This window comes from Candidatus Zixiibacteriota bacterium, assembly GCA_035574315.1.
In the GTDB taxonomy this organism is placed as follows: Bacteria; Desulfobacterota; Binatia; order UBA9968; family UBA9968; genus DATLYW01.
On record DATLYW010000025.1, the window covers coordinates 43,867 to 65,138 of the forward strand.

Here is a 21,272-nt window from a genome sequence, read left to right on the forward strand (position 1 = left end):
AACGGCCGCGCCGCGGCGGCAGCCGGCTCTACTCGGAGTCGTAGCTGACGATCGAGTAGACGCTGTGAGGCTTGAGCTTCTCCCTTCCCTTCAAGAACGACAGCTCGATGACGAAGGCGCACTCCACCACCGTCCCGCCGAGCCTGGAAACCAGCTCGGCGGTCGCCGCAGCCGTGCCCCCGGTCGCGATGAGATCGTCCGCGATCACCACGCGGGAGCGCGGGTGAATCGCGTCCACGTGGATCTCCAACGTGTCCTTGCCGTACTCCAGGTCGTAGCTGGCGCTGTGGGTCTCGTACGGCAGTTTTCCCGGCTTGCGCACGATGCAAAAGCCCGCCCCCAGCTTGTAGGCCAGAGCCGCCCCGATGATGAACCCCCGTGACTCGATGCCCAGGACCGTATCCACGCCCTGGAACCGGTAGCGTTCGGCTAGGATGTCGATGGTCCTGGCGAACAGGGCCCCGTCGCCCAGCAGCGGGGTGATATCCCTGAAGACGATCCCCGGTTTCGGGAAGTCCGGTATGTCTCGAATCGCCTGCCGGATGCTCTCGGTATCGTGCGCCATGCCGTTCAGGTAGCACAAAAGCTTGCTGCGGACAACATTGCGATGCCCCGCTGCGAGGGTGTAAGACGCATCCGTGGCGGGCGTACTCCTGAAAGAGGTTTCGAAAAGGTACGGCGGGACCGGCGCGATCGACCGCGTCACGCTGGAAATTCCCGACCGGCAGCTCACGGTGCTGGTGGGCCCGTCGGGCTGCGGCAAGACAACGGTTCTGCGCCTGATCGCCGGGCTCGAGGAGGCGACCTCGGGACAGATCTACATCGGCGACCGCCTGGTGAACGGGGTGGCGCCGAGGGACCGGAACATCGCCATGGTGTTCCAGAGCTATGCTCTCTATCCGCACATGACGGTTTACGAGAACCTGGCGTTCGGCCTGAAACTGCGCGCCCTCGATCGCCGGGAGATCGACCGGCGCGTACGGGAAACGGCGGAGCTGCTCGGGCTCGCCGCCCTGCTCGATCGAAAGCCGGCCGCTCTCTCGGGCGGCGAGAGACAGAGGGTGGCGATGGGACGGGCGATGGTCCGCAAGCCCGATCTCTTTCTGTTCGACGAGCCGCTCAGCAATCTCGACGCCCAGCTCAGGCTCAGAATGCGCTCCGAGATCAAGCAGATTCACGCCCGCCTGTCGACCACCATGATCTACGTGACGCACGACCAGACGGAAGCGATGACGCTGGGCGACCGGATCGTTGTGATGAACCGCGGAGCCGTCGTGCAGGAGGGCCGGCCGATGGAGCTTTACCGCTCCCCGCGGAGCCTCTTCGTCGCCGGATTCATCGGCTCGCCGGCGATGAACTTCCTCGAGGTGCGCGTCATCGAGGCAGCCGGAGAGTATCGCCTCGAGGCGAAAGGGCTCGACCTGCGTTTGCCGCGCGCGAAGTTTTCGTTCCTCTCCGCCTGGCAAGGCCGAATGCTCAAGCTCGGCGTCAGGCCCGAGCACCTCAGGCCGGTGCCCGAAGGGAATCGCGCTCCCATCACGGGAGAGGTCCGCCTGCTCGAGCCGCTCGGCGCCGAAACGCTGGTTCATGCCGATGTCGGCGGGCAGTGGATCACGGCCGCGTGCGCGCCTCGTTCCGCCCCGCCTTCCGGCGGGTGCGCTGGCTTTGCCGTCGATCCGGACGAGCTGCACCTGTTCGACCCGGAGAGCGAAACCGCGGTCCGGGGCTCTGCCCGCCTTTCTCCTGAAGAGTGATCTCTCCAGGTACGCATCCGCCCCGCCGGGATCGACCTCACCGACGCATCAACGTGCGCCAACGCACGGGGCAACCCCGAAGCAGCAAAGACGCAGAAACGTGAAACCTCAAGGCCCTGGTGCCGCAAGGCTCCTACCGTCGCTGCCGGGCACCGGCTCTCATCGAGGCAGCCCGGCCGATGATCGCTCCGAGCCACCAACCCATCGGCTTTGCTGCAAAGGGGTTGCCCCGCGCCTCAACGATCGATGTGCCGACGAAACGGGGCAGCCCCGGAGCAGCAAAGACGCAGAAACGTGAAACCTCAAGGCCCTGCAGCCTCGAGGCTCAGACCGTCCCCGTCGGGCACCGGCTCTCATCGAGGCAGCCCGGCCGATGATCGCCCCGAGGCACCAACCCATCGGCTTTGCTGCAAAGGGGTTGCCCCGCGCCTCAACGAAATACCGAACTCCGCTGATTCGTAGACAGAGACCGGCGGTTCATGCTTTCCGGTCGGCTCTTCAATCCGGAAACTATTTCCAGACTTGCCGTGCCGTCTCGACCACCAGCTCCAGCTTGCGCTTCTGGTCGTCCTCGCTGAGCAGGTTGCCGACGACGTCGGAGGAAAAACCGCACTGCGGGCTGACGGCGAGCTGCTCGAGCGGAACGTACCTTGCGGCTTCGTCGATGCGCCGCCTGAGCTCGTCCACGGTCTCCAGGCGGGGCACCTTGGTGCTCACCAGGCCGAGCACGACCACTTTTCCCTTGGGCAGAAAGCGCAGCGGCTCGAAGCCGCCGGCGCGCGGCGTATCGTACTCGAGCAGGAAACGATCGTGCGCGAGCTCGTTCAGCAGCCGCTCGGCGATGGCGTCGTAACTCCCTTCGCGGTGCCACATGCTGCGCTGGTTGCCGCGGCATAGATGAATGCCGAACGTCACCCCCGGGAACCCCTCCACCACCCGATTGTCGGCCCTCAGGGAGCGGCTGAAGTTGATCTCGGGATCCTCGCCGCGCTCCCGCATCGCCTCGAGCGACGGCGGGTCGACGTACGCGGTATAGCTCGGTGCGTCAATCTGAATGTAACGGCAACCGGCCTCCACCAGGCCGCGAATCATCTCGCGCTCGATCGCCACCACGTCGGCTACGAAATCGTCCACGGTGGGATAGACCGCCCGCGAGCTCTGCCAGTCGAAACGCTGTGTGATCCGGTCGGGGCCGATCAGCGTCACCTTCGCGGGTCTGGACGCCACTGCGCTGACGAATCGGTACTCTTCGAGCGGCCGGTTCCTCGCCAGGCGCAACCGCTCCACCACGGGCCGCCGCTGCGACACGGCGGCTCCCTTTTCTTCGCCGCGATCCGGAATCTCCCACCGTTGCAGCGGCCGGCTTCCCTCGACGCGTCTCTCGTAGAACCTGAGCGTGGCCCTGCCGGCGTCGTATCCCGTAACGGACTCGCCGAAACTGTCCTGAAAGTTCAATCGGCGGTACTCGCCGTCGGTGACCACGTCCAGCCCGGCCGCCTCCTGCAGGCGGACCGCCTGTCGGATCGCCTCGTCCTCGCACGCCCGCAGCTCCTCGGCGCTTATCTTCCCCTCGTCGTAGGCGGCGCGCGCCTGTTTCAAAGAGGCAGGCCGCAGCAGGCTTCCAATCACGTCGGTACGCAAGGCCGACAGCTCGTTCATGACGTCGTTCCCCTCCGTTCCCCTCCGCTTTTCGCTATCCAATTGGTTATAGATGCGCGCCGCACGGACTGCAAACGGCGGGAGCAGCCGGCCCGCGTTTCGCTCCGCAGCTCGATAGATCTTCGTGCCCGAGCAAGCGGCCTAGCTTTCCGGGGACGATCCGTCGGTCGCGGCGGCGCAGCACGGCTGAGGCAGATAGACGAGCGGATCCTGAGCGAAGTTGTTCCTGCGGATTTCGAAATGGAGGTGCGGCCCGGAAACCCGTCCCGTGCTCCCCACGCGGGCGATGACCTCTCCCCGGGAAACCCGCTGACCTTCGCGCGCCAGGTTGACTTGATTGTGGGCGTAAACCGACACCACTTCCCGCTCATGGCGCACGATCACGATGTTGCCGTAGCCGCGAAGCTGGTCGCTGTAGATCACCACGCCGTCGGCGATGACCCGGATGGGGGTGCCTTCGGGAGCGGCGATATCGATGCCGTCGTGAAAGCTGGCGCCGCGCGGGCCGTAATGGGAATGAATCGTGCCGTTCACGGGCCAGAGAAAGCGATCGCGCGCGGAAAGGGGTTCCGCGTCCACGGGCGGCGCGCTCGCGGGCTCTGCCGGCGTGATGACCTCCACCGGGAGCTGCCGAGCGGCGCCCGGAATGAAGAGCCGCTGCCCGACGCGGATGTGCCCGGGATCGCGGATCCGATTGATGCGCGCCAGCTCCTCGAAGGGAACGTCGTAGACCTTGCCGATGCGGTAGAGAGTCTCGCCGGGTCGAACGACGTGGAAGATCCCTCCGCGCGCCGGCGAAGGCGCGCGCGGGAGCTGGGGAGCGCACCCTGCAAACGCCACGAGCGCCGCGACCAGGGTACAGCCGACGGGCCGCCTCAGCCGCGCCACCCGAATTTTCCCTGCAGCGTGACGAACCGGCATTCCCCCAGGCTTTCCTGTCTGAAGCCGAGTCTCGTCCGGACGATCAGCTTCAGCTCCTGGGAGTCGCGATCGCCCAGCGGAATCACCATCCGGCCTCCGACGGCGAGCTGCTCGAGCAACGGTCGGGGCGGCGCCGGACCGGCCGCGGTCACGACGATCGCGTCGTAGGGCGCGTGCTCGGGCCACCCCAGAGTTCCGTCGCCCACGCGGATCGCCGCGTTGAAATAGCCCAGGCGGTCGAGAAGCCGACGCGCCCGCGCCGCCAGGAACGGGATGCTCTCGACCGAGAAGACGTTGACGAGCATCTCCGCAAGCAGCGCGGTCTGATAGCCGGACCCCGTGCCGACCTCGAGCACCTTCTGCTCGGGAGCCAAACGAAGCGCCGCTGTCATGAAGGCGGCCATGAACGGCTGAGAAATCGTCTGCTCTCTGCCGATGGGCAGAGAGCGGTCGTCATAGGCGCGGTCCGCAAGCGCGGCGTCGACGAACAGGTGGCGGGGGATCTTGCGCATGGCCGCCACGACGCGCGCGTCCTCGATGCCCCGGCCAATGACATGCTCGCGGACCATCCGCTCTCTGGCCCAGCTGTAGTCGGGAAACGATTGGGACGGAAGCCTCATCCGTGTCGGTCTTGTCGGACCGACCGAATATAGCACAGACCGCCTTCTGCTTCACCTGAGGGCGCGCGTCAGGCGCGGAGCGAAGGGGAACCGGTACGGGGGAAAACGCTCGACCGCCGCCGGCGCGATGATCCCACCGGCAACCGGGCGGGAGCAGCGAGCAGCGGATTGCACTCGTTAACGCGGATTCCGCAGATGAGCCGCCAACGCACGGGGCGACCCCGGAGCAGCAAAGACGCGGAAACGTGAAACCTCAAGGCCCTGGTGCCGCAAGACTCCAGCCGTCGCTGCCGGGCACCGGCTCTCATCGAGGCAGCCCGGCCGATGATCGCCCCGAGGCACCAACCCATCGGCTTTGCTGCAAAGGGGCTGCCCCGCGCTCCCCGCGCTATCACAACCGCGGAATCCAGGGGGTCAAGCGCAAGCGCGTTCCAGCTCTTGAACCAGGGTGAGGTACTTTTCGTGCACTCCCGCGCCGACTTCCTTTTCCTCGTGCTCCTCGAACTCCCTCACGAGCTGTTTCTGCTCTTCCGCCGTCAAGCTCCCGTCGGCCATGTTGAAGAGGATCTCGTCCTCCTTGAGAATGTGATCCCGGAGCAGCCGGAGGTAGGCGCGGGCGTTCTGAACCAGCGCTCCTTTCGCACCCTCCGGATCGGTCTCCGCGAGCGCCAGGGCTTCGGCCATCGCCCGAACGTATCGGCGGCCTTCCTCGTGCTCGATGAGCATCATGCCGATCGGCCCGCCTTCCCGAGGGATGCCGTGCTTTTCCAGGAGGGGGAAGAGCAGCTGCTCCTCCTTCAGATGGTGACAACGGTCGGCGAAGCCGCGGATGAACTCCACCGCGTTTTGCCACGGGCCGGCGGCGAACGGGCGCGAAGTGTCCGCGAGCTTTTGCACGACCGCAAGCACCCGCTCGATCACCCGGTGCTCGTGCTTCAAGACCTCGGTCGCCTTTTCGAAATGATGGTGCTCGACATGGCCGTGCCCGAGGGCCTCCGCTCCCCGGCGCGAGTCCCCTTTCTTTTGGATTTCCACTTTCCAGGTCTCCGGCCCCTGCTCGACGTAGCTCCAGTCGAACTCGCCCGCGCGTTCGGCGGCGAACTGATAATAGAGCGGCCTGGGATCGTGGTCGTTGATCAGCAAAAGCGTTTCCCCCGGCCCGAGGGCGTCGAACGTGCGGAAGATGGTCGGATGCTTTTCCCGGACCGGAACCGGCCGGATGTCGAGCGTCACCGTTTGATTGCTCATCACTTTCCTCCTGAAAGAAGTCTCGGGCGCCTCTGGAGGATGCGGATGCTAGGCCCAGCCCAGCATTCGCCTTCCTTCCTCGCTCACCCTGCTCATGTCCCACGGCGGATCGTATACCGTCTCGACCACGATCTCCGGGATCGGCGCCCCCGTGCGGGAAAGCTCGGCCTCGGCCAATCTGCGGATTACATTCTTGATTTGGGCTGCGATCCAGTTCGCCACCGGACAGCCGGGGGCGGTCGTCGTTATCTTGACGTACACCTGCCCGGCTTCCGCCCGGACCTCGTAAATCAAGCCCAGGTTCACGACGTCGACCGGGATTTCGGGATCGTAAACGCTTTTCAGCGCCTCGAGGATCGTTTCTCTGTCGAGCGGCATCGATCACCTCCGTCGTGCTCGGATCGCGCAAATGCCGTGCCAGCGACCGATTGCCTCGATCTCGCGGAAAAAAAACAAAAAGCCATTCTTAAAACTGGGAGAGACCGGGAAAATTCCGGTTCAGATCTGGGAATCAGCGGTGGAGCTCAGCGATCTTCCCCTGCTTACGGCGCGCGCGTTGTTCGCGAGGAAGAGCAGGATCGCGGCGGCATTGAGCAACCCGCCCCAGCGCTGGAGCGCCGCAAGCTCCAGCAGATCGCCTGCGAGCCGCAGCAGCAGAGAGAGATGGAGCAACGCCAGGTGGCCGTAGAACAACTGCTGGAACGGCATCTGAAGCCCTGTAACCGAAGGGAAAATGATCGGCGCGTGGGCGAAGATCATCGAAAAGACGAAGCCGACAAAGACCGCATGGAGCATGGCGTCGTAGCGCGGGCCGGCCACGAAAGAATCATGGAGGCCGATCCACAAAAGGCCGGCGGCGGCGAGCCAGACGTACCCCGAGAGCAGCGAGATGCCCATGAAGCGGCCCAGCCCGTGCAGGCGCGCGGTTCGCCACGCGAGATCGTAGCGCAGCAGCCACAACGCGAGGCCGAAAAGACCGACGCCGGCCACCCGCGCGCCGAGCAAGGGATCCCTCAGGGAAACGAACGGACCGAAAATGAGCACGCCGGACGCGAGCAGCAACTTCATTCGGTCCCAGGTCGACAGCCGGAGAAGCCGGGAAAGCTCCAGGCGTTCCCCCGCGATCGTCACCGCCAGAAAGCCGGCCCACCAGGGAACGACGTGGTTCAGGGGATACTGAAAGTACCAGGCTAAGTTTCCTCCCAGCCAGAGAGAGGCGCCGGCGCCCATCAGCGCGATGTGCGGAGCCGGCTGGCGGCGGTAGAGAAAGACAAAGACCGCGACGAGAAAGAGGCTCCCGAGAGTGGCGGCGGCTGCGGCCGCTTGCGCGGGAAGGCCGAGCAGCGCGCCTGCCGCGGCCAGAGCGGAAAGGATCGGAGCGCCGTAGGGCCACTGCCGTTTGAGCGCCACGGCCCGCTCGAGGCAGATCAGCGTTCCGAGAAAGCCGACGATCATGAGCGGTCCATGATTGTCGGAAAAATCCGCAAAGGGCCTGGGAAGCTCCCATCCCAGCCGCACGAGCCCGGCCCAGACGCCGACGAGAAGGAGCAGTCCGGAAAGAGCCATCAAGGGGAATCGAATCGCCATGGTTGCGCCCGCGCCCTCACCGATCTGTATCGGACGTTTCCACCGAGAACGCAATCGTTTCCCGGAATCGAGCCTGGAGCAAGCCGGTTTCCCGTTTCCGGCGGGTTCCCGGTTCCCGGTCTTTTACGTTGGACTCGCATCCTGGTTTGGACCGCGGCGAAGCGGACGGCTCGAACGAAGCGAAGCGACTGAACGGCTTGAACTCACTTGAACATTGGGCCGGGCTCGAGCCCCGAGCCGCGGCCCGCGCGGTCAGCGAGAGGCCGCGACCGGCCCGCGCGGCACGCGGGATTTCCACTGCGGCGGCTGATAGACGCAGTAAGGATCGCTCTCCATCTCGTCGCCGGTCAGGGCGTACGCCCGGGAACGGCTGCCGCCGCAAATCGTCTTGAACTCGCAAGCGCCGCATTTTCCCTTGAGCCGGGAAAAGTCCCGCACCCGGACGAAGAGCGGCGAGCTGCGATAGATTTCCGCCAGGGAACGCTCGCGGACGTTGCCGCCGACCAGAGGCAGGAAGCCGCTCGGCTGCACGTCGCCCCTGTACGAGACGAAGACCACTCCCCGCCCGTCGTTGACGCCTAGGGGAGCGCGCACGATCTTCGGGGCGCTCACGGGAGGCGCGAGATCCGACGGCCTCAAGGAGCGCTGCGCGGCCTCCTGGACGAGGTGCTGAGCGGGGACGCCCAGCTCCGCCGCTCTTCTCTGCAGCAGGACGCGCCTGAAATGGTAGCCCTCGCGCGGCGTGATGTCGTAAGGGGCGGTTTTCAGCAAATCGTAAAGGCGGTGAAACAGCGCTTCGAAATCGCGCGCGCTGATGTTCAACCTGCGGATCTCGGGACGGGCGGCGCGCCCGACGGCGATCAAGCAAAACAGCGCCCACAGCTTGATCCCCCACGGAGCAATCAGCTCGGCGATCGCGGGCAGGTCCTCGAAGTTGTGCCGGGTGACGGTGGTGTGGATCTGGGTCTCGAGCCCGAGCTCCCGGCACCAGTCGATGATCGTCCGCGTGAGGCGGAATGAGCCTTCAACGCCGCGAAAACCGTCGTGAGCGGCCGCATCCTTGCCATCCAGGCTCACGGCCAGGCGAACCAGCCCCGCACCGGCCAGGTCCTTTATCTTCTGGCGTGTCACCAGCGGCGTGGCCGAAGGCGTCATCGCGACCCGCACGCCTTTTTCCGAAGCGTACGCGACGATCTCGCAGAGATCGGGCCGCTTCAGCGGATCTCCTCCCGTCAAAACGAAGATGGGATACGGCCGGCCGAATTCCCTGATGCCGTCCACCAGCCGCCGTGCTTCGTCGGCGGTCAGCTCCCCGGGATTGCGGGCCGGAATGGCTTCCGCGCGGCAGTGAAGACACCGCAGGTCACAGGCCTGGGTCGTCTCCCACACCACCGTGAACGGGCGGTGATCGAAATCCACGCCGTAACGACAGCCGCACGAAACGTGCCAGCTCAAAACCCGTGCGCGCCTGCGCAATCCGGATTCCCCGGCGAGCGGATTTTCAATTTCTTGGAAAACGCGCAGGCCCTTTTCCCAGTTTCAGGAAGCGCTGCGGCCCTCGCGCCCGACCGGCGCCGTGACGACGCGGGAGTAGCCGCTGGTATGTCTCTTGCTGAGGCACGGGGCGGCGCGGTCGGTTGAACCGCTCTTCGTGTCGCGGAGTCAACGGACCGGCGCCCGAACAAACTCTCGTGGTCGTTCCAGCTCGACCACGCCGGGGATTTTGGAGACGGGCATGAAACGAATCCTCTGCGCTTCGGCCGCAACTCTCGTGGGGCTCTTGTTGGCCGCCGCCTCGCGGACGGCGGAGCTCAAGCCGCCGGCGCCGACGCCGAAGCTGCTCGCGCTCGGAAAACAGATCTACGCCAGGCAGTGCGCAGCGTGCCACGGCGCTCGAGGCATGGGCGACGGCGAGGCCGCTTATCTTCTCTATCCCAAACCGAGAAATTTCGTCGCCGCCAACTATCGCCTGGTATCGACGTGGGACCGCGTGCCGACCGATCAGGATCTCTTCAATACGATCACGCGCGGCATGCCGGGTTCGGCCATGCCTTCCTGGAGCCATCTACCCGCCGAGCAGCGCTGGGCGCTGGTTTACTACATCAAGTCCCTCGCCGAGAAGCCGCTCGTCGTCAAGCCGGCCAGGAACCCCGGCGCGGACGGCACGGGTGGGGAGGGAGTCATCGCGGTGCCCCCGGAGCCGCCGTACAACGCGAGCGCGAGAGCCAGGGCTCTGGAGCTCTTCAAGGACGCCTGCGCCGCCTGCCACGGGGCGACCGCCAAGGGCGACGGCGTGCAGGAGCAAATCGACGACGAGGGCTACCCGACCCGTCCGCGCGATCTTACGGCCGGCATCTTCAAGGGAAGCCCCGACCCCGTCGCGCTGTACCGCCGTATCATCGCCGGCATTCCCGGCAGCCCGATGCCGTCGAGCGACTGGGCGTACGGCGAGGACGCCTGGCACCTCGTCCATTACGTGCTGTCGCTTTCGAGCGAGCGCCAGCGCCAGCGCGTGGAGATGAAGAAGTTCACGATCGTGGCTCCGCGCGTCAAAGAGCTGCCGCTGCACCCGGATTCGGGCGTCTGGCGATCGGCGCCTCCCGTGAACCTCCATCTGATGCCGCTGTGGTGGCGGAGCGACCGGCCCGAAGAGGTCACCGTCCGGGCGCTGCACGACGGCAAGGACATCGCGCTGCTCATGGTCTGGGCCGACGCCACGCACGACCACACCGCCATGCGCCCCCAGGACTTCCGGGACGCGGCGGCCGTCCAGTTCTCTCTGAAGAGCGACCCGCCCTTCTTCGCGATGGGCGAGGCGGGCAGCTTCGTCAACATCTGGATGTGGAAATCGGAGCGGCAGGCGGACCTGGAGCCCGCGTTCCAGGATCTCGAAAAGGTCTATCCCAATCTGGGAATCGACTCGTACCCCAATCTCACGCGCTCGCCGCTGGAGCAGCCCTATCGCAACGCCCTGACGCTCCAGTCCGACAGGACCTTCGTCACCGGATGGGGCGCCGGCAACATCGTTTCCGACCCGCAGCGCAAGAGCCCGGCCGAGGATCTGAACGCCCAGGGATTCGGGACCCTGCGGGCGCGGCCGCCCGCGGACCAGCAGGTCGAGGCCAAGGGCATCTACTCGGCGGGCTCCTACCGCGTGATGTTCAAGCGCAGCTTGAAGCCTTCCGGAAAAAACGCCGTGGCTTTCAAACCCGGGAGCACGATACCGGTGGCCTTTGCCGTCTGGAACGGCAGCGCCGGCGATCGCGACGGCAAGAAATCGGTCACGATCTGGCAGGATCTGAAAATCGCGAAATAGTTTCTGGTTTCCGGTTCGACCGAAAGGCGAAAAACCGAAACTCGGGAGAAGAGGATGGCCGACGAGACTGCAGAACGACAGATGCTTAGATTGAGCCGCCGGGACTTTCTCAAATGGATGGGGATCGGAGCCGGCGCCGCGGGAATCACGGCGGGTTTCTCTTTCAAGCTTCTCAGGCCCGCCCAGGCGGCCGAAAATCCCCTGGCCGGGGCGATCGACCGCAACTGGGAAAAGATCTACCGCGACCAGTACCGTTACGACCGCGTCTTCGACTGGGTCTGCTCGCCCAACGACACCCACGCCTGCCGCGTGAGGGCCTTCGTGCGCAACGGCATCGTCACCCGCCTCGGCAACACCTACGACTACCAGACCTACGCCGACCTTTACGGCAACAAGGCGACGGCCAACTGGAACCCCAGGCAGTGCGCCAAAGGCTACACGTTTCACCGGGTCATCTACGGTCCTTACCGCCTCAAGCATCCGATCGTCCGTAAAGGGTGGAAGGCGTGGGCCGACGCCGGTTTTCCGGAGCTGACGCCGGAGAACCGGGCGAAATACATGTTCGACGCCCGCGGCCAGGACGAGTTCATCCAGATCTCGTGGGACGACGCCTTCCACGACATCGCCAGGGCCCTGGTCGCCATCGCGACGCGCTACAGCGGCGAGGCCGGGAAAAAGCGCCTGCTCGCCCAGGGCTACCAGCCGGAGATGGTCGAGGAGACCCGGGGCGCGGGGACGCGCACGATCAAGATGCGCGGCGGCATGGGGCTGCTCGGCGTGATCGGCAAGTACGGGATGTACCGCCTCAACAACTCGCTCGCGCTGCTCGACGCGAAGATCCGCGGCGTCGGCGAGAAGGACGCTCTCGCGGGACGCAATTTTTCCAACTACACCTGGCACGGCGATCAGGCCCCGGGTCATCCGTGGGTGCACGGGCTCCAGGCCTCCGACTGCGACTTCAACGACCTGCGCTTCTCCAAGCTCATCATCATGGACGGGAAGAACCTGGTCGAGAACAAGTTGACCGATTCCCACTGGTTCATCGAGTGCATGGAGCGCGGCGCCAAGATCGTCGTGATCGCGCCGGAGTACGGCCCGCCTTCGACCAAGGCCGACTACTGGATCCCGATCCGGCCCGAGACCGACGCGGCGCTCTGGCTCGGCGTCACCCGGCTGATGATCGAGAAGAAGTGGTACGACGAGGCCTTCGTCAAGCGTTTCACCGATTTCCCGTTGCTCGTGCGCAAGGACAACCTGAGGCGCCTCCGCGCGCACGAGATCTTCCCCGACTACCGCAGCTCCCTTTCTCCGGACGGTCCCTCGATGAAGATCCAGGGCCTTACCCCCGAGCAGCACGCAAAGCTCGGCGACTTCGTGGTCTGGGACGAGGCGAAGAACGCTCCGGCTGCGGTGACCCGCGACGACGTCGGCGAGCGGATGGAGCGGAAGGGGCTCAAGCCCGCGCTCGAGGGCGAGTTCAAGGTCAAGCTGGTCGACGGCAGGGAGGTCGAGGTCGCCACTCTGTGGACGCTCTACCGGACTCACCTGCGCGATTACGACCTGGACAGCGTCGCCGAGATCACGCAGGCGCCCCGGGCGATGATCGAGCGGCTCGCCGAGGACATCGCGACGCTGAAGCCGGTGGCGATCCATCAGGGCGAGGGGATCAATCACTGGTTTCACGCCACGGAGATGAATCGCGCCGCGTACCTGCCCCTCATGCTGACCGGCAACATCGGCAAGCCCGGCTCCGGCTGCCATACCTGGGCCGGAAACTACAAGGCCGCCCTCTTTCAGGGCTCCCCGTGGACCGGGCCGGGCTTCAAGGGCTGGGTGGCGGAGGACCCCTTCCACATCAACCTCGACCCGAACGCGCACGGCAAGGAGATCCGCACGCACGCGTACACCAAGGACGAGGAGCCCGCCTACTGGAACCACGGCGACCTGGCCCTGATCGTCGACACGCCGAAATTCGGGCGGAAGAACTTCACCGGCAAGACGCACATGCCCACCCCGACCAAGGCGATCATCTTTTCCAACGTCAACCTGATCAACAACGCCAAGTGGGCCTATGGCGTGATCAAGAACGTCAACCCCAACGTGGAGATGATCGTCTCGATCGACATCCAGATGACGGCGTCGATCGAGTACTCCGACATCGCGCTGCCGGCCAACTCGTGGCTCGAATTCGAAGGGCTGGAGATCACCGCGAGCTGCTCGAATCCCTTCCTGCAGATCTGGAAAGGCGGCATCCCGCCGGTCTTCGACAGCAAGGACGACGTCGTGATTCTCGCGGGCATCGCCAACGCCCTGGCGGATGTCACCGGAGACAAGCGCTTCCGCGACTACTTCGCCTTCGCCGCTCCCGACAAGCGCCACGTCTACATCCAGCGCCTGCTCGACACCTGCACGACGACGGCGGGCTACAAGCTCAAGGACATCATGGCCGGCAAGTATGGCCCGCCGGGCGGATGCCTGATGAATTTCCGCACCTATCCGCGGATTCCGTTCTACGAGCAGGTCCACGACAGCGAGCCGTTCCACACCGACACCGGTCGGCTCCATGCCTACGCCGACGTCCCCGAGGCGATCGAGTACGGGGAGAACTTCATCGTCCATCGCGAGGGGCCGGAGGCGACCCCTTATCTCCCCAACGTGATCGTCAGCTCCAACCCCTACGTCCGGCCGGAAGACTACGGCATCCCGCTCGAGGCCGAGCACTGGGATGCGCGAACCGTGCGCAACGTCAAGCTGCCCTGGAGCAAGGTGAAGCAGACCCGGAACTTTCTGTGGGAAAAAGGCTTCCGCTTCTACTGCCTCACCCCCAAGACGCGCCACCGCGTCCACTCGAGCTGGTCCAACGTCGACTGGCACATGCTCTACGATTCCAACTTCGGCGATCCGTACCGGCTGGACAAGCGGGCCCCGTCGGTGGGCGAGCACCAGCTCCACATGAACCCGCAGGCGGCGCGCGACCTGGGGATCAACGACGGCGACTACGTCTACGTCGATGCCAACCCGGCCGACCGCCCGTACCTCGGCGCCAGGCCCGACGATCCGTTCTACCGCGTCTCGCGCTGCATGTTGCGGGTCAAATACAACCACGCCTATCCGTACAACATCGTGATGATGAAGCACGCGCCCTTCATCGCCACCGAGAAGAGCGTCAAGGCGCACGAGACCCGGCCCGACGGCCGGGCGCTCTCGGACAACACCGGCTACCAGGCGAACCTGCGTTACGGCTCGCAGCAGTCGGTCACGCGCAACTGGCACATGCCGATGCACCAGACCGACAGCCTCTTCCACAAATCCAAGGTCTTCATGGGATTCATCTTCGGCGGCGAAGCCGACAACCACGCGGTCAACACGGTGCCGAAGGAAACCCTGGTCCGGATCACCAAGGCGGAGGACGGCGGTCTCGGCGGCAAGGGAATCTGGAAGCCGGCCACGACCGGCTACACGCCGGACAACGAGAACGAGGTGATGAAGCGTTATCTGGCGGGAGATTTGACGAAGGTGGAGGGATGAGCCCGCTCGCCCCTTCGCCTCTCCGATCGCAAACGAGGTAACCATGCCCTACAAGGATGTCGAAGCCGATGATCCGATGGAGCTCGTCGGCGTCGTCCTGCCCGCCGCGGCGGAGACGATGGAAGAGATGGCCTACGCTTTCGCCGAAGAGTTCGCCCTGATGGGGTACGACGCCGACCGCCTGCTGCGGCTTTTCCAGAACCCCTTCTACGCCGGCGCCCATCAGGCCTACCGCGCGCTCGGCGACGCCGCGATCCGCGGCATCGTCCGCGAGTGCACAAGCGCGTGGGCGAGAGCCGCGGTGAAGGTGCAGGAGGTTCGAGACGACGGCAACGGCTCGAACGGAGTGAACGTCGCGCAACAGGAGAAAGGCCATGGCTAAAGTCCACAACTGGCAGCTCGGGCGCGAGATGGCCTATCCCTACGAGGCGGCCTATCCGCGCCGGCAGTTCGCCTTCGTCTTCAACATCAACCGCTGCATCGCCTGCCAGAGCTGCACGATGGCCTGCAAGTCCACCTGGACCTTCAGCAAGGGCCAGGAGCACATGTGGTGGGCCAACGTGGAGACCAAACCCTACGGCGGCTATCCGCAGTTCTGGGACGTGAAAATTCTCGATCTGCTGGAGAAGGCCAACCCCGGAAAGCAGGTCTGGTCCGGGAAGCCCTCGAAAGATCCGAAGCAGCCGTACGGCAAGTTCGACGGGCTCACGATCTTCGAAGCGACCAGGATGCTCACCCCGGACAGCGCCCGGGTGCTGGGCTACCTGCCGACCGACGAGGAGTGGAACTCGCCCAACATCTACGAGGACAACCCGCTGGGGAAAAAGGGGGTGCCCAACGAGCTCGACCGCGAAGGCGTCGAGCTGCCGGAGCACAAGACCTGGTTTTTCTATCTGGCGCGCATCTGCAACCACTGCAGCTATCCCGCCTGTCTCGCCGCCTGCCCGCGCAAGGCGATCTACAAGCGGCCCGAGGACGGCATCGTTCTCATCGATCAAAGCCAGTGCCGGGGTTACCGCAAGTGCGTCGAGGCCTGCCCGTACAAGAAGGCGATGTACCGCGGCAACACCCGGGTCTCGGAAAAGTGCATCGCCTGCTATCCGCGGATCGAGGGCAAGGATCCCGAGGGACGCGGCCAGCCGCTCGAGACCCGCTGCATGGCCGCCTGCATCGGCCAGATCCGGATGCAGGGGCTGGTGAAGATCAATCGCGACGGGACCTGGACCGAGGACCGTTACAACCCGATCTACTATCTCGTCCACGTGGCGAAAGTCGCCCTGCCGCTCTATCCCCAGTTCGGGACCGAGCCCAACGGCTTTTACATCCCGCCGCGCTGGGTGCCGCGGGCCTACCTCAAACAGATGTTCGGCCCGGGCGTCGACCAGGCGATCGAGCGCTACAGCTATCCCGATCGCGAGCTGCTCGCGGTGCTGCAGCTCTTTCGCCGCTCGAACCGGATCATCTTCCGCTACGAGATCAAGGAAGGGCCGAAGATCTACGAAGCGGAGCTGCGCGGCAGGAAAATCACGGTCTACAACGATACGGTCATCGCCTACGGCCAGGACGGAAAGGAGATCTTCCGGACCACGGTGGAGGAGCCGGTCCACGTCCGGCCGAGCACGCACGCCAACTCGATCTGACGGAGGGCACGGACATGGCGACGCTGGCGGATCGGTTCACGCAGATCTTCAGGGAAGAGCACCGCGTGGTGCGCGATGCTCTCCTGGACCTCATCCGCGCCTTTCAGAACCGCGATCGGGGCTCCATCCGGGCCCTGCTGGAGCAGATCGCGAAATGCACCGGGCCGCACTTCCGCTACGAGGAAGAGTCGCTCTACCCTTCCCTGCGCGAGATCTTCGGCGACGACTACGTCGAGAAGCTGCTGGGCGACCACGACGCGGCGATCGGAGCCGCCCGCAAGCTCGTCGAGCTGGCCGGTAGGCCCTCGCTCGAAGACGAGGACGTGAGCCTCGCCGTCAGGCTCGCGCGCGGGATCCTGCCGCACGTCAGCGATTGCGACGGGCTTTCCATCATGGTGGAGCGGCTGTCCGGGCAAAAGGTGCAGGCGATCCTCGACACCCGTGACCGCTCGCTGCAGCAGGGGCTCGATCTGCTGAAGTGGGCGGCGGAGGTGCGGACGCGGCCGGCCGTCGCGCCGGTCTAGCGCGTTTCGGCCGGACGTTCCGGCGCAATGGGAGAAAACGATGGAAACGACGTTCGGAGAAATCGATCTCGCCCTCGGCCGCGCCGTCCTTTACAGCGCCCTGGCGCTGGGGTTCCGCCCGCCGGACGACGAGATGCGCGCGCGCCTTTGCTCGGCCGAAGGATCGGCCGTCCTGGCGGGCGCAGCGGAGCGGCTGGACCAGAGCGGGAATCTGGCCGCGGCCGCCCGTGCGCTGGCAGCCGTGGATTCCGGCCGGGATCGGCTGGTCGAGTCGTACCATCGCCTCTTCGGCCACACTGCGCGCGGCGCCGTTTCACCGTACGAGACCGAATACGGTAGCGAAGCGCTCTTCCAGCAGCCGCAAGAGATGGGGGACCTGATGGGGTTCTACCGGGCGTTCGGCCTGGCGCTGAACGCCGCCGAGCACGAGCGGCCGGACCACATCAGCTGCGAGTGCGAATTCGCAAGCTTTCTCGCGCTCAAGGAAGCCCATGCGCTGGAGAGCGGCGACGCCCCGATGCTGGAGGAGACCCGCAAGGCCGCCCGCCTCTTTCTGCGCGACCACCTGGGGCGTTTTGCTCCCGCCTTTGCGGCAAAGCTCAGGCAACAGGACGCCGCATTCTACGGCGCTCTCGCCGATCTCTGCGAGCGGCTGGTGACGGCGGACTGCAGCCGCGCGGGCGTGCCGCATGGCCCGCGCAGCCTGAGCCTACGTCCCGTCGGGGACGACGGGATTCCGATGGCCTGCGGCGCGACGGAATGCCCGGCGATGCCGGCGGCCGGCCCGCCCGAGGGGTAACGAATGGCGGTTCACGACCTGCTTCGGTACGACCCCGAGTTCCTCGAAGAAGCGGTGTTTCATTGCCTGCGCGGAACTGCCGAGGGCCGCCTTTTCCGGACAGAGCGCGACCGGCTGTACGAGATCGCCGACGCCGAGACCCGGGAGCTCGCGTTTCGCGACCAAAGCGCACGATGGTTCGAGCGGCGCCGGCTCGGGGCGCCGCTCGAGCAGGCGGTCGCCGAGCAGCCTCTCCTTGCGTCGGGCGTCGCCCGCTGCGTCGTGGCGCTCGCCCGGAGCGCGAAGGACGAAGGCGCCGAGCTGTTCGTCGTCGCCGGGCGGGGCGAGAGCGACCGGGAAAAGCGCAGCGTGGCGATCCTGCTCCGGCCGCAGTCGCTTCTGGAGCCCGAGCGGGTGCTCGCGTTTTTGCGCCACGAGCTTTTCCACATCGTGGACATGCTCGACCCGAGCTTCGGCTACGAGCCGGCGCTGCCGCCGGCCGAAGGAGGTCCGGCGCACGACTCGCTGCTCAAGGCTCGCTACCGGGCCCTGTGGGACGCCACGATCAACGGCCGCATGGTGCGTCGCGGCTGGCTGCCCCCGGCCGTCCGTGCGGAAGAGCTCGAGAGCTTCAGACGAGCCTTTCCTTTTTTGGGGAACGAAACCGAGAAGCTCTTCGCGCGCTTCTTCGATCGCGAGCCGCACACGCACGGCGAGCTCGCGGCGTTCGCCCGCGCGCCGGGGCGGCCCCACGCCGGCCGGTGCCCGCTTTGCCGCTTTCCCGCGGTCTCCTTCGAACCGGCCCCGGACCGCCTGCCCGCCGCGGTCGCCGCGGCGATTCGCGGAGACTTCCCGTCCTGGGAGCCCGCTCAGGGGCTTTGCGTCCAGTGCGCCGATCTGTACCGGGCGCGGGAGATTTCCCTGTTCGGCGCCCGCCGGCTGCCCGCGGCGGCGCCTGCCGGCGAAGAGAGAACCGCGGAGGATTGCCGGGCCGGAGGGAGCTGAAACGATGCGCCCGTTCGAAGAGCTGCTGAACGAATCGTCCGCGATCCACGGCCACCTCTGCGCGGGGCAGGTGCTCGGGGTGCGGATGGCGATGGTCGGGTGCCGCGAAGTCGGGATCGACGAGCCGCGCGGCTGCAAGAAGCTCATCGTCTGCGTCGAGATGGATCGCTGCGCAACCGACGCCATACAGGCCGTCACGGGCTGCTCTCTCGGGAAAAGAACCTTGAAATTCTTCGATTACGGCAAGATGGCGGCCACCTTCGTCAACCAGGCGACCGGGGAAGCCGTTCGCGTGCTGGCCAGGGACGACGCGCGCCGCCTGGCCGGAGCCTACGCGCAAGGAATCGAATCGCCCCACCACGCGCAAAGGGAAGCCTATCGGATCATGCCCGAAACCTTGCTTTTTTCCCTGCAGCGCGTCGGCATCCGGTTTCCGGAGGAAGAGCTGCCGGGCGTTCGGGGCAAGCGGGTGCTCTGCCAGAGCTGCGGCGAAGGAATCAACTTCCGGCGGGAGCGCGTCGTCGGGGGAAAGACGCTTTGCATCCCGTGCGCTCGCGGCGCCTACCTGCCGTTCGGCGGCGAGCCCGCCCCTCCCCTTCTCCCGAAGGTCGTGCTCGTGGTCGGCTTCAAGAAATCCGGCAAGACGTCGCTCGTCGAGAAGCTCGTGCCCGAGCTGACCGCGCGCGGTTACCGGGTCGCCACGATCAAGCACCATCACTCCGCAGTGCCGGTCGAGACCGACCGTCCCGGCACGGACACGTGGCGGCACCGCCAGGCGGGAGCCACAGCCGTGGCCCTGGTTTGTCCGACCGAGGTCTCGCTGTTCCAGGCGACGGAAAACCCGGCGGGATTGGACCGGATCCTGCCGTACTTCGCCGGCAACGACCTCGTTCTCGTGGAGGGGTTTCACGACCAGGCGGCGCCCAAGATCGAAGTTCTCTCCCCCACCGAGCCGGCGGCGCGGCTCTGCAACGGCGGCGACGACGTGCTTGCGATCGTGGGCGGCAGCGGCGTCGGTGCCCGCGCTCCTCACTTCGCGTCCGACGAGATCGAAAAGCTCGCCGACCTCGTCGAGCGCGAGGTCCTCGGCAAGGCTGACAGGCAAAGATCGTAGCCCCGCAGCTCGCTGCTCGCTGCTTGCCGCTCACCGCCGAGTCGTCTGATATTTGGGAATTTCCCTCGCCGCTCTTTCCTACCGTTGCGAATATCGCCCGTCCCATCTACCTTTTCCCGATGAAAAACGATAAGGATTCCGCGGCACACAACTTGCTCCACCGGGGAGCAGCGACGAGCGACCAGGAAAGGAAGGCGCGATGGCGATAGCGGAGTTGATGGCACGATACCGCGAGCAGCTGGAGAGCGACGCGTTGGGAATCGTTTCGAGCTGGAAGGAGCGGCTCGGCAAGAAGCTGGTCGGGTGTTACCCCGTCTACAGCCCGGTGGAGCTCATCGATGCCGCGGGATGTGCGGCGGTCGGGGTGATGGGGGCGGGAAACCGCCTGGAGATCGCGCACGCGGACTCGCGTTTCCAGTCTTTCATCTGTTCGATCGTGAAGAGCACGCTGGAGCTGGGGCTCACCGGACGGCTGGGGTTTCTGGACGGAATGGTTTTCCACTCCATTTGCGATCCGGCCCGCAACCTGGGGAGCGTCTTCAAGCGCAACTTTCCCGATCTGGTGGTCGAGTACATTCACTTTCCGCAAAATCTCGCTTCCCCGCACGTGCTGGATTATCTCGAGGCGGAGTACCGCCGGGTCGCGGCGAGCTACGAGCGCCTTTCGGGGAAAAAGATCACCGACGAGGCGCTTCGCGGGAGCATCGAGCTCTACAACCGTCAGCGGCGCCTCTTGCGCGAGCTCTACGCCTTGCGGGCCGAGGCGCCGCAAAACCTCTCCACGGTGGAGTGTTACGTGTTGACGCGGCTCGGGACGCTTCTCCCGGTGCGCGAGCACATCGCGATGGCGGAGGAAGCGCTGGCCGAGGTGCGCGCGCGGGACGAGAAGCCGAAGGACCGGGTGCGGGTGATTCTCGAGGGGTCGTTTTGCGAGCAGCCGCCGCTCGAGCTGATCGAGGCCCTGGAGGCGGCGGGCTGTTACATTCTCGACGACGATTTCCTGACCGGGTGGCGGTGGTTCCGGCGGGACGTCCCCCTGAGCGGCAATCCCTGGCGCAATCTGGCCGACGCGTACGTCAACAACAGCGTCTACTGCGGCGTCAAGCACGACACCCGGGAGAGCAAGAGCCGCCATCTGATCGATCGGGTGCGCGAGAGCGGGGCGGCGGCGGTCCTGATTCTGGCGGCGAAGTTCTGCGAGCCGGCCCTCTTCGACTACGCGCTTTACAAGAGGGCGCTGGAGAAGGAAGGCATCCCGCACCTGTGCCTGGAGTTCGAGGAGAAGATGTGGATTTTCGACAAGGCGCGGAGCGAGGTGGAAACTTTCGTGGAGTCGATGTTGTTCGACTGATTCCGGATTTCCGGTTTCCCGTTTCCAGTTGAAACGACGCGAACCGGAATCCATTCTGGAGTTTCCGATGGCAGAAACGCCACAGACCAAAAGCAGCTATCAGGGCCAGATGCATCTTTTGCAGAAGGAGCTGATGGGGCGGTATTTTGAGCGGCTTACGCGGGCGGCGGAGAGTGGGGAGGGGCAGGCGGTTTACATGCTGATCAGCGGCAATCCGGTGGAGCTGA

18 protein-coding genes are annotated in these 21,272 nt (G+C 65.6%); 10 read left to right on the plus strand and 8 right to left on the minus strand.

Translation table 11 applies throughout. The features are described from left to right. Window positions 1-28: 28 nt before the first annotated feature. Entirely contained in the window at window positions 29-565 is a 537-nt protein-coding gene (locus VNN77_07835; GenBank protein HXG51297.1) for an adenine phosphoribosyltransferase, read from the minus strand. Window positions 566-638: 73 nt separating this feature from the next. Between VNN77_07835 and ugpC the strand changes: the two genes are divergently transcribed. Further along, the gene (gene ugpC, locus VNN77_07840) at window positions 639-1,754 is read left to right on the plus strand and encodes a sn-glycerol-3-phosphate ABC transporter ATP-binding protein UgpC (GenBank protein ID HXG51298.1); all 1,116 of its coding nucleotides are present in this window, start codon (window positions 639-641) and stop codon (window positions 1,752-1,754) included. A 510-nt stretch (window positions 1,755-2,264) separates the two neighbouring features. Here the strand turns inward: ugpC and VNN77_07845 are convergent. The 7 genes from VNN77_07845 to VNN77_07875 all read right to left on the minus strand — a co-directional run bounded on the left by VNN77_07845 (window position 2,265) and on the right by VNN77_07875 (window position 9,244). Beyond that, window positions 2,265-3,413, minus strand: a complete 1,149-nt coding sequence (locus VNN77_07845) for a methionine synthase (protein ID HXG51299.1) — start codon at window positions 3,411-3,413, stop codon at window positions 2,265-2,267. Between the two features lie 141 nt (window positions 3,414-3,554). Continuing rightward, window positions 3,555-4,301, minus strand: coding sequence for a LysM peptidoglycan-binding domain-containing M23 family metallopeptidase (locus VNN77_07850; GenBank protein ID HXG51300.1), 747 nt, complete (start codon window positions 4,299-4,301; stop codon window positions 3,555-3,557). Further along, a complete protein-coding gene (locus VNN77_07855) occupies window positions 4,289-4,954 on the minus strand; it encodes a protein-L-isoaspartate(D-aspartate) O-methyltransferase (GenBank protein ID HXG51301.1) in 666 nt (221 codons plus the stop codon). The genes VNN77_07850 and VNN77_07855 overlap by 13 nt, the downstream gene beginning before the upstream one ends. 414 nt (window positions 4,955-5,368) lie before the next feature. Continuing rightward, window positions 5,369-6,202: a DUF2249 domain-containing protein gene (locus VNN77_07860; protein HXG51302.1), complete on the minus strand. Its 834-nt coding sequence runs from the start codon at window positions 6,200-6,202 to the stop codon at window positions 5,369-5,371. A gap of 48 nt (window positions 6,203-6,250) precedes the next feature. Further along, a complete protein-coding gene (locus tag VNN77_07865) occupies window positions 6,251-6,580 on the minus strand; it encodes a metal-sulfur cluster assembly factor (GenBank protein ID HXG51303.1) in 330 nt (109 codons plus the stop codon). 120 nt (window positions 6,581-6,700) lie between these two features. Further along, window positions 6,701-7,789 (minus strand): hypothetical protein, encoded by a 1,089-nt coding sequence (locus VNN77_07870; GenBank protein HXG51304.1) that lies wholly within the window; start codon window positions 7,787-7,789, stop codon window positions 6,701-6,703. Between the two features lie 252 nt (window positions 7,790-8,041). Continuing rightward, entirely contained in the window at window positions 8,042-9,244 is a 1,203-nt protein-coding gene (locus tag VNN77_07875; protein ID HXG51305.1) for a TIGR04053 family radical SAM/SPASM domain-containing protein, read from the minus strand. Window positions 9,245-9,524: 280 nt separating this feature from the next. Between VNN77_07875 and VNN77_07880 the strand changes: the two genes are divergently transcribed. From VNN77_07880 to VNN77_07920, 9 genes are all read left to right on the plus strand, one after another. After that, window positions 9,525-11,105, plus strand: a complete 1,581-nt coding sequence (locus VNN77_07880; protein HXG51306.1) for an ethylbenzene dehydrogenase-related protein — start codon at window positions 9,525-9,527, stop codon at window positions 11,103-11,105. Between the two features lie 54 nt (window positions 11,106-11,159). Further along, the gene (locus tag VNN77_07885) at window positions 11,160-14,633 is read left to right on the plus strand and encodes a molybdopterin-dependent oxidoreductase (protein HXG51307.1); all 3,474 of its coding nucleotides are present in this window, start codon (window positions 11,160-11,162) and stop codon (window positions 14,631-14,633) included. Window positions 14,634-14,676: 43 nt separating this feature from the next. Next, window positions 14,677-15,015, plus strand: a complete 339-nt coding sequence (locus VNN77_07890; protein ID HXG51308.1) for a hypothetical protein — start codon at window positions 14,677-14,679, stop codon at window positions 15,013-15,015. Continuing rightward, window positions 15,008-16,273 (plus strand): 4Fe-4S dicluster domain-containing protein, encoded by a 1,266-nt coding sequence (locus tag VNN77_07895; protein ID HXG51309.1) that lies wholly within the window; start codon window positions 15,008-15,010, stop codon window positions 16,271-16,273. Before VNN77_07890 ends, VNN77_07895 begins: the two co-directional genes overlap by 8 nt. Window positions 16,274-16,287: 14 nt before the next feature. Beyond that, window positions 16,288-16,797, plus strand: a complete 510-nt coding sequence (locus tag VNN77_07900; GenBank protein ID HXG51310.1) for a hemerythrin domain-containing protein — start codon at window positions 16,288-16,290, stop codon at window positions 16,795-16,797. Window positions 16,798-16,837: 40 nt separating this feature from the next. Continuing rightward, the gene (locus VNN77_07905; GenBank protein ID HXG51311.1) at window positions 16,838-17,596 is read left to right on the plus strand and encodes a molecular chaperone TorD family protein; all 759 of its coding nucleotides are present in this window, start codon (window positions 16,838-16,840) and stop codon (window positions 17,594-17,596) included. A gap of 3 nt (window positions 17,597-17,599) precedes the next feature. Continuing rightward, on the plus strand, window positions 17,600-18,580 hold the full coding sequence (locus VNN77_07910; protein HXG51312.1) for a hypothetical protein: 981 nt from the start codon (window positions 17,600-17,602) through the stop codon (window positions 18,578-18,580). A gap of 4 nt (window positions 18,581-18,584) precedes the next feature. After that, window positions 18,585-19,694 (plus strand): molybdopterin-guanine dinucleotide biosynthesis protein B, encoded by a 1,110-nt coding sequence (gene mobB, locus VNN77_07915; protein ID HXG51313.1) that lies wholly within the window; start codon window positions 18,585-18,587, stop codon window positions 19,692-19,694. A gap of 199 nt (window positions 19,695-19,893) precedes the next feature. Then, complete coding sequence (locus tag VNN77_07920; protein ID HXG51314.1) at window positions 19,894-21,045, plus strand: 2-hydroxyacyl-CoA dehydratase; 1,152 nt, start codon at window positions 19,894-19,896, stop codon at window positions 21,043-21,045. Window positions 21,046-21,272: the final 227 nt, after the last annotated feature.

Coding starts and splice junctions, on each gene's coding strand:
- VNN77_07835 (HXG51297.1), bottom strand. CDS start 565: ATGGCGCACGATACCGAGAGCATCCGGCAGGCGATTCGAGACATACCG.
- VNN77_07845 (HXG51299.1), bottom strand. CDS start 3,413: ATGAACGAGCTGTCGGCCTTGCGTACCGACGTGATTGGAAGCCTGCTG.
- VNN77_07855 (HXG51301.1), bottom strand. CDS start 4,954: ATGAGGCTTCCGTCCCAATCGTTTCCCGACTACAGCTGGGCCAGAGAG.
- VNN77_07860 (HXG51302.1), bottom strand. CDS start 6,202: ATGAGCAATCAAACGGTGACGCTCGACATCCGGCCGGTTCCGGTCCGG.
- VNN77_07865 (HXG51303.1), bottom strand. CDS start 6,580: ATGCCGCTCGACAGAGAAACGATCCTCGAGGCGCTGAAAAGCGTTTAC.
- VNN77_07870 (HXG51304.1), bottom strand. CDS start 7,789: ATGGCGATTCGATTCCCCTTGATGGCTCTTTCCGGACTGCTCCTTCTC.
- VNN77_07880 (HXG51306.1), top strand. CDS start 9,525: ATGAAACGAATCCTCTGCGCTTCGGCCGCAACTCTCGTGGGGCTCTTG.
- VNN77_07885 (HXG51307.1), top strand. CDS start 11,160: ATGGCCGACGAGACTGCAGAACGACAGATGCTTAGATTGAGCCGCCGG.
- VNN77_07890 (HXG51308.1), top strand. CDS start 14,677: ATGCCCTACAAGGATGTCGAAGCCGATGATCCGATGGAGCTCGTCGGC.
- VNN77_07895 (HXG51309.1), top strand. CDS start 15,008: ATGGCTAAAGTCCACAACTGGCAGCTCGGGCGCGAGATGGCCTATCCC.
- VNN77_07900 (HXG51310.1), top strand. CDS start 16,288: ATGGCGACGCTGGCGGATCGGTTCACGCAGATCTTCAGGGAAGAGCAC.
- VNN77_07905 (HXG51311.1), top strand. CDS start 16,838: ATGGAAACGACGTTCGGAGAAATCGATCTCGCCCTCGGCCGCGCCGTC.
- VNN77_07910 (HXG51312.1), top strand. CDS start 17,600: ATGGCGGTTCACGACCTGCTTCGGTACGACCCCGAGTTCCTCGAAGAA.
- mobB (HXG51313.1), top strand. CDS start 18,585: ATGCGCCCGTTCGAAGAGCTGCTGAACGAATCGTCCGCGATCCACGGC.
- VNN77_07920 (HXG51314.1), top strand. CDS start 19,894: ATGGCGATAGCGGAGTTGATGGCACGATACCGCGAGCAGCTGGAGAGC.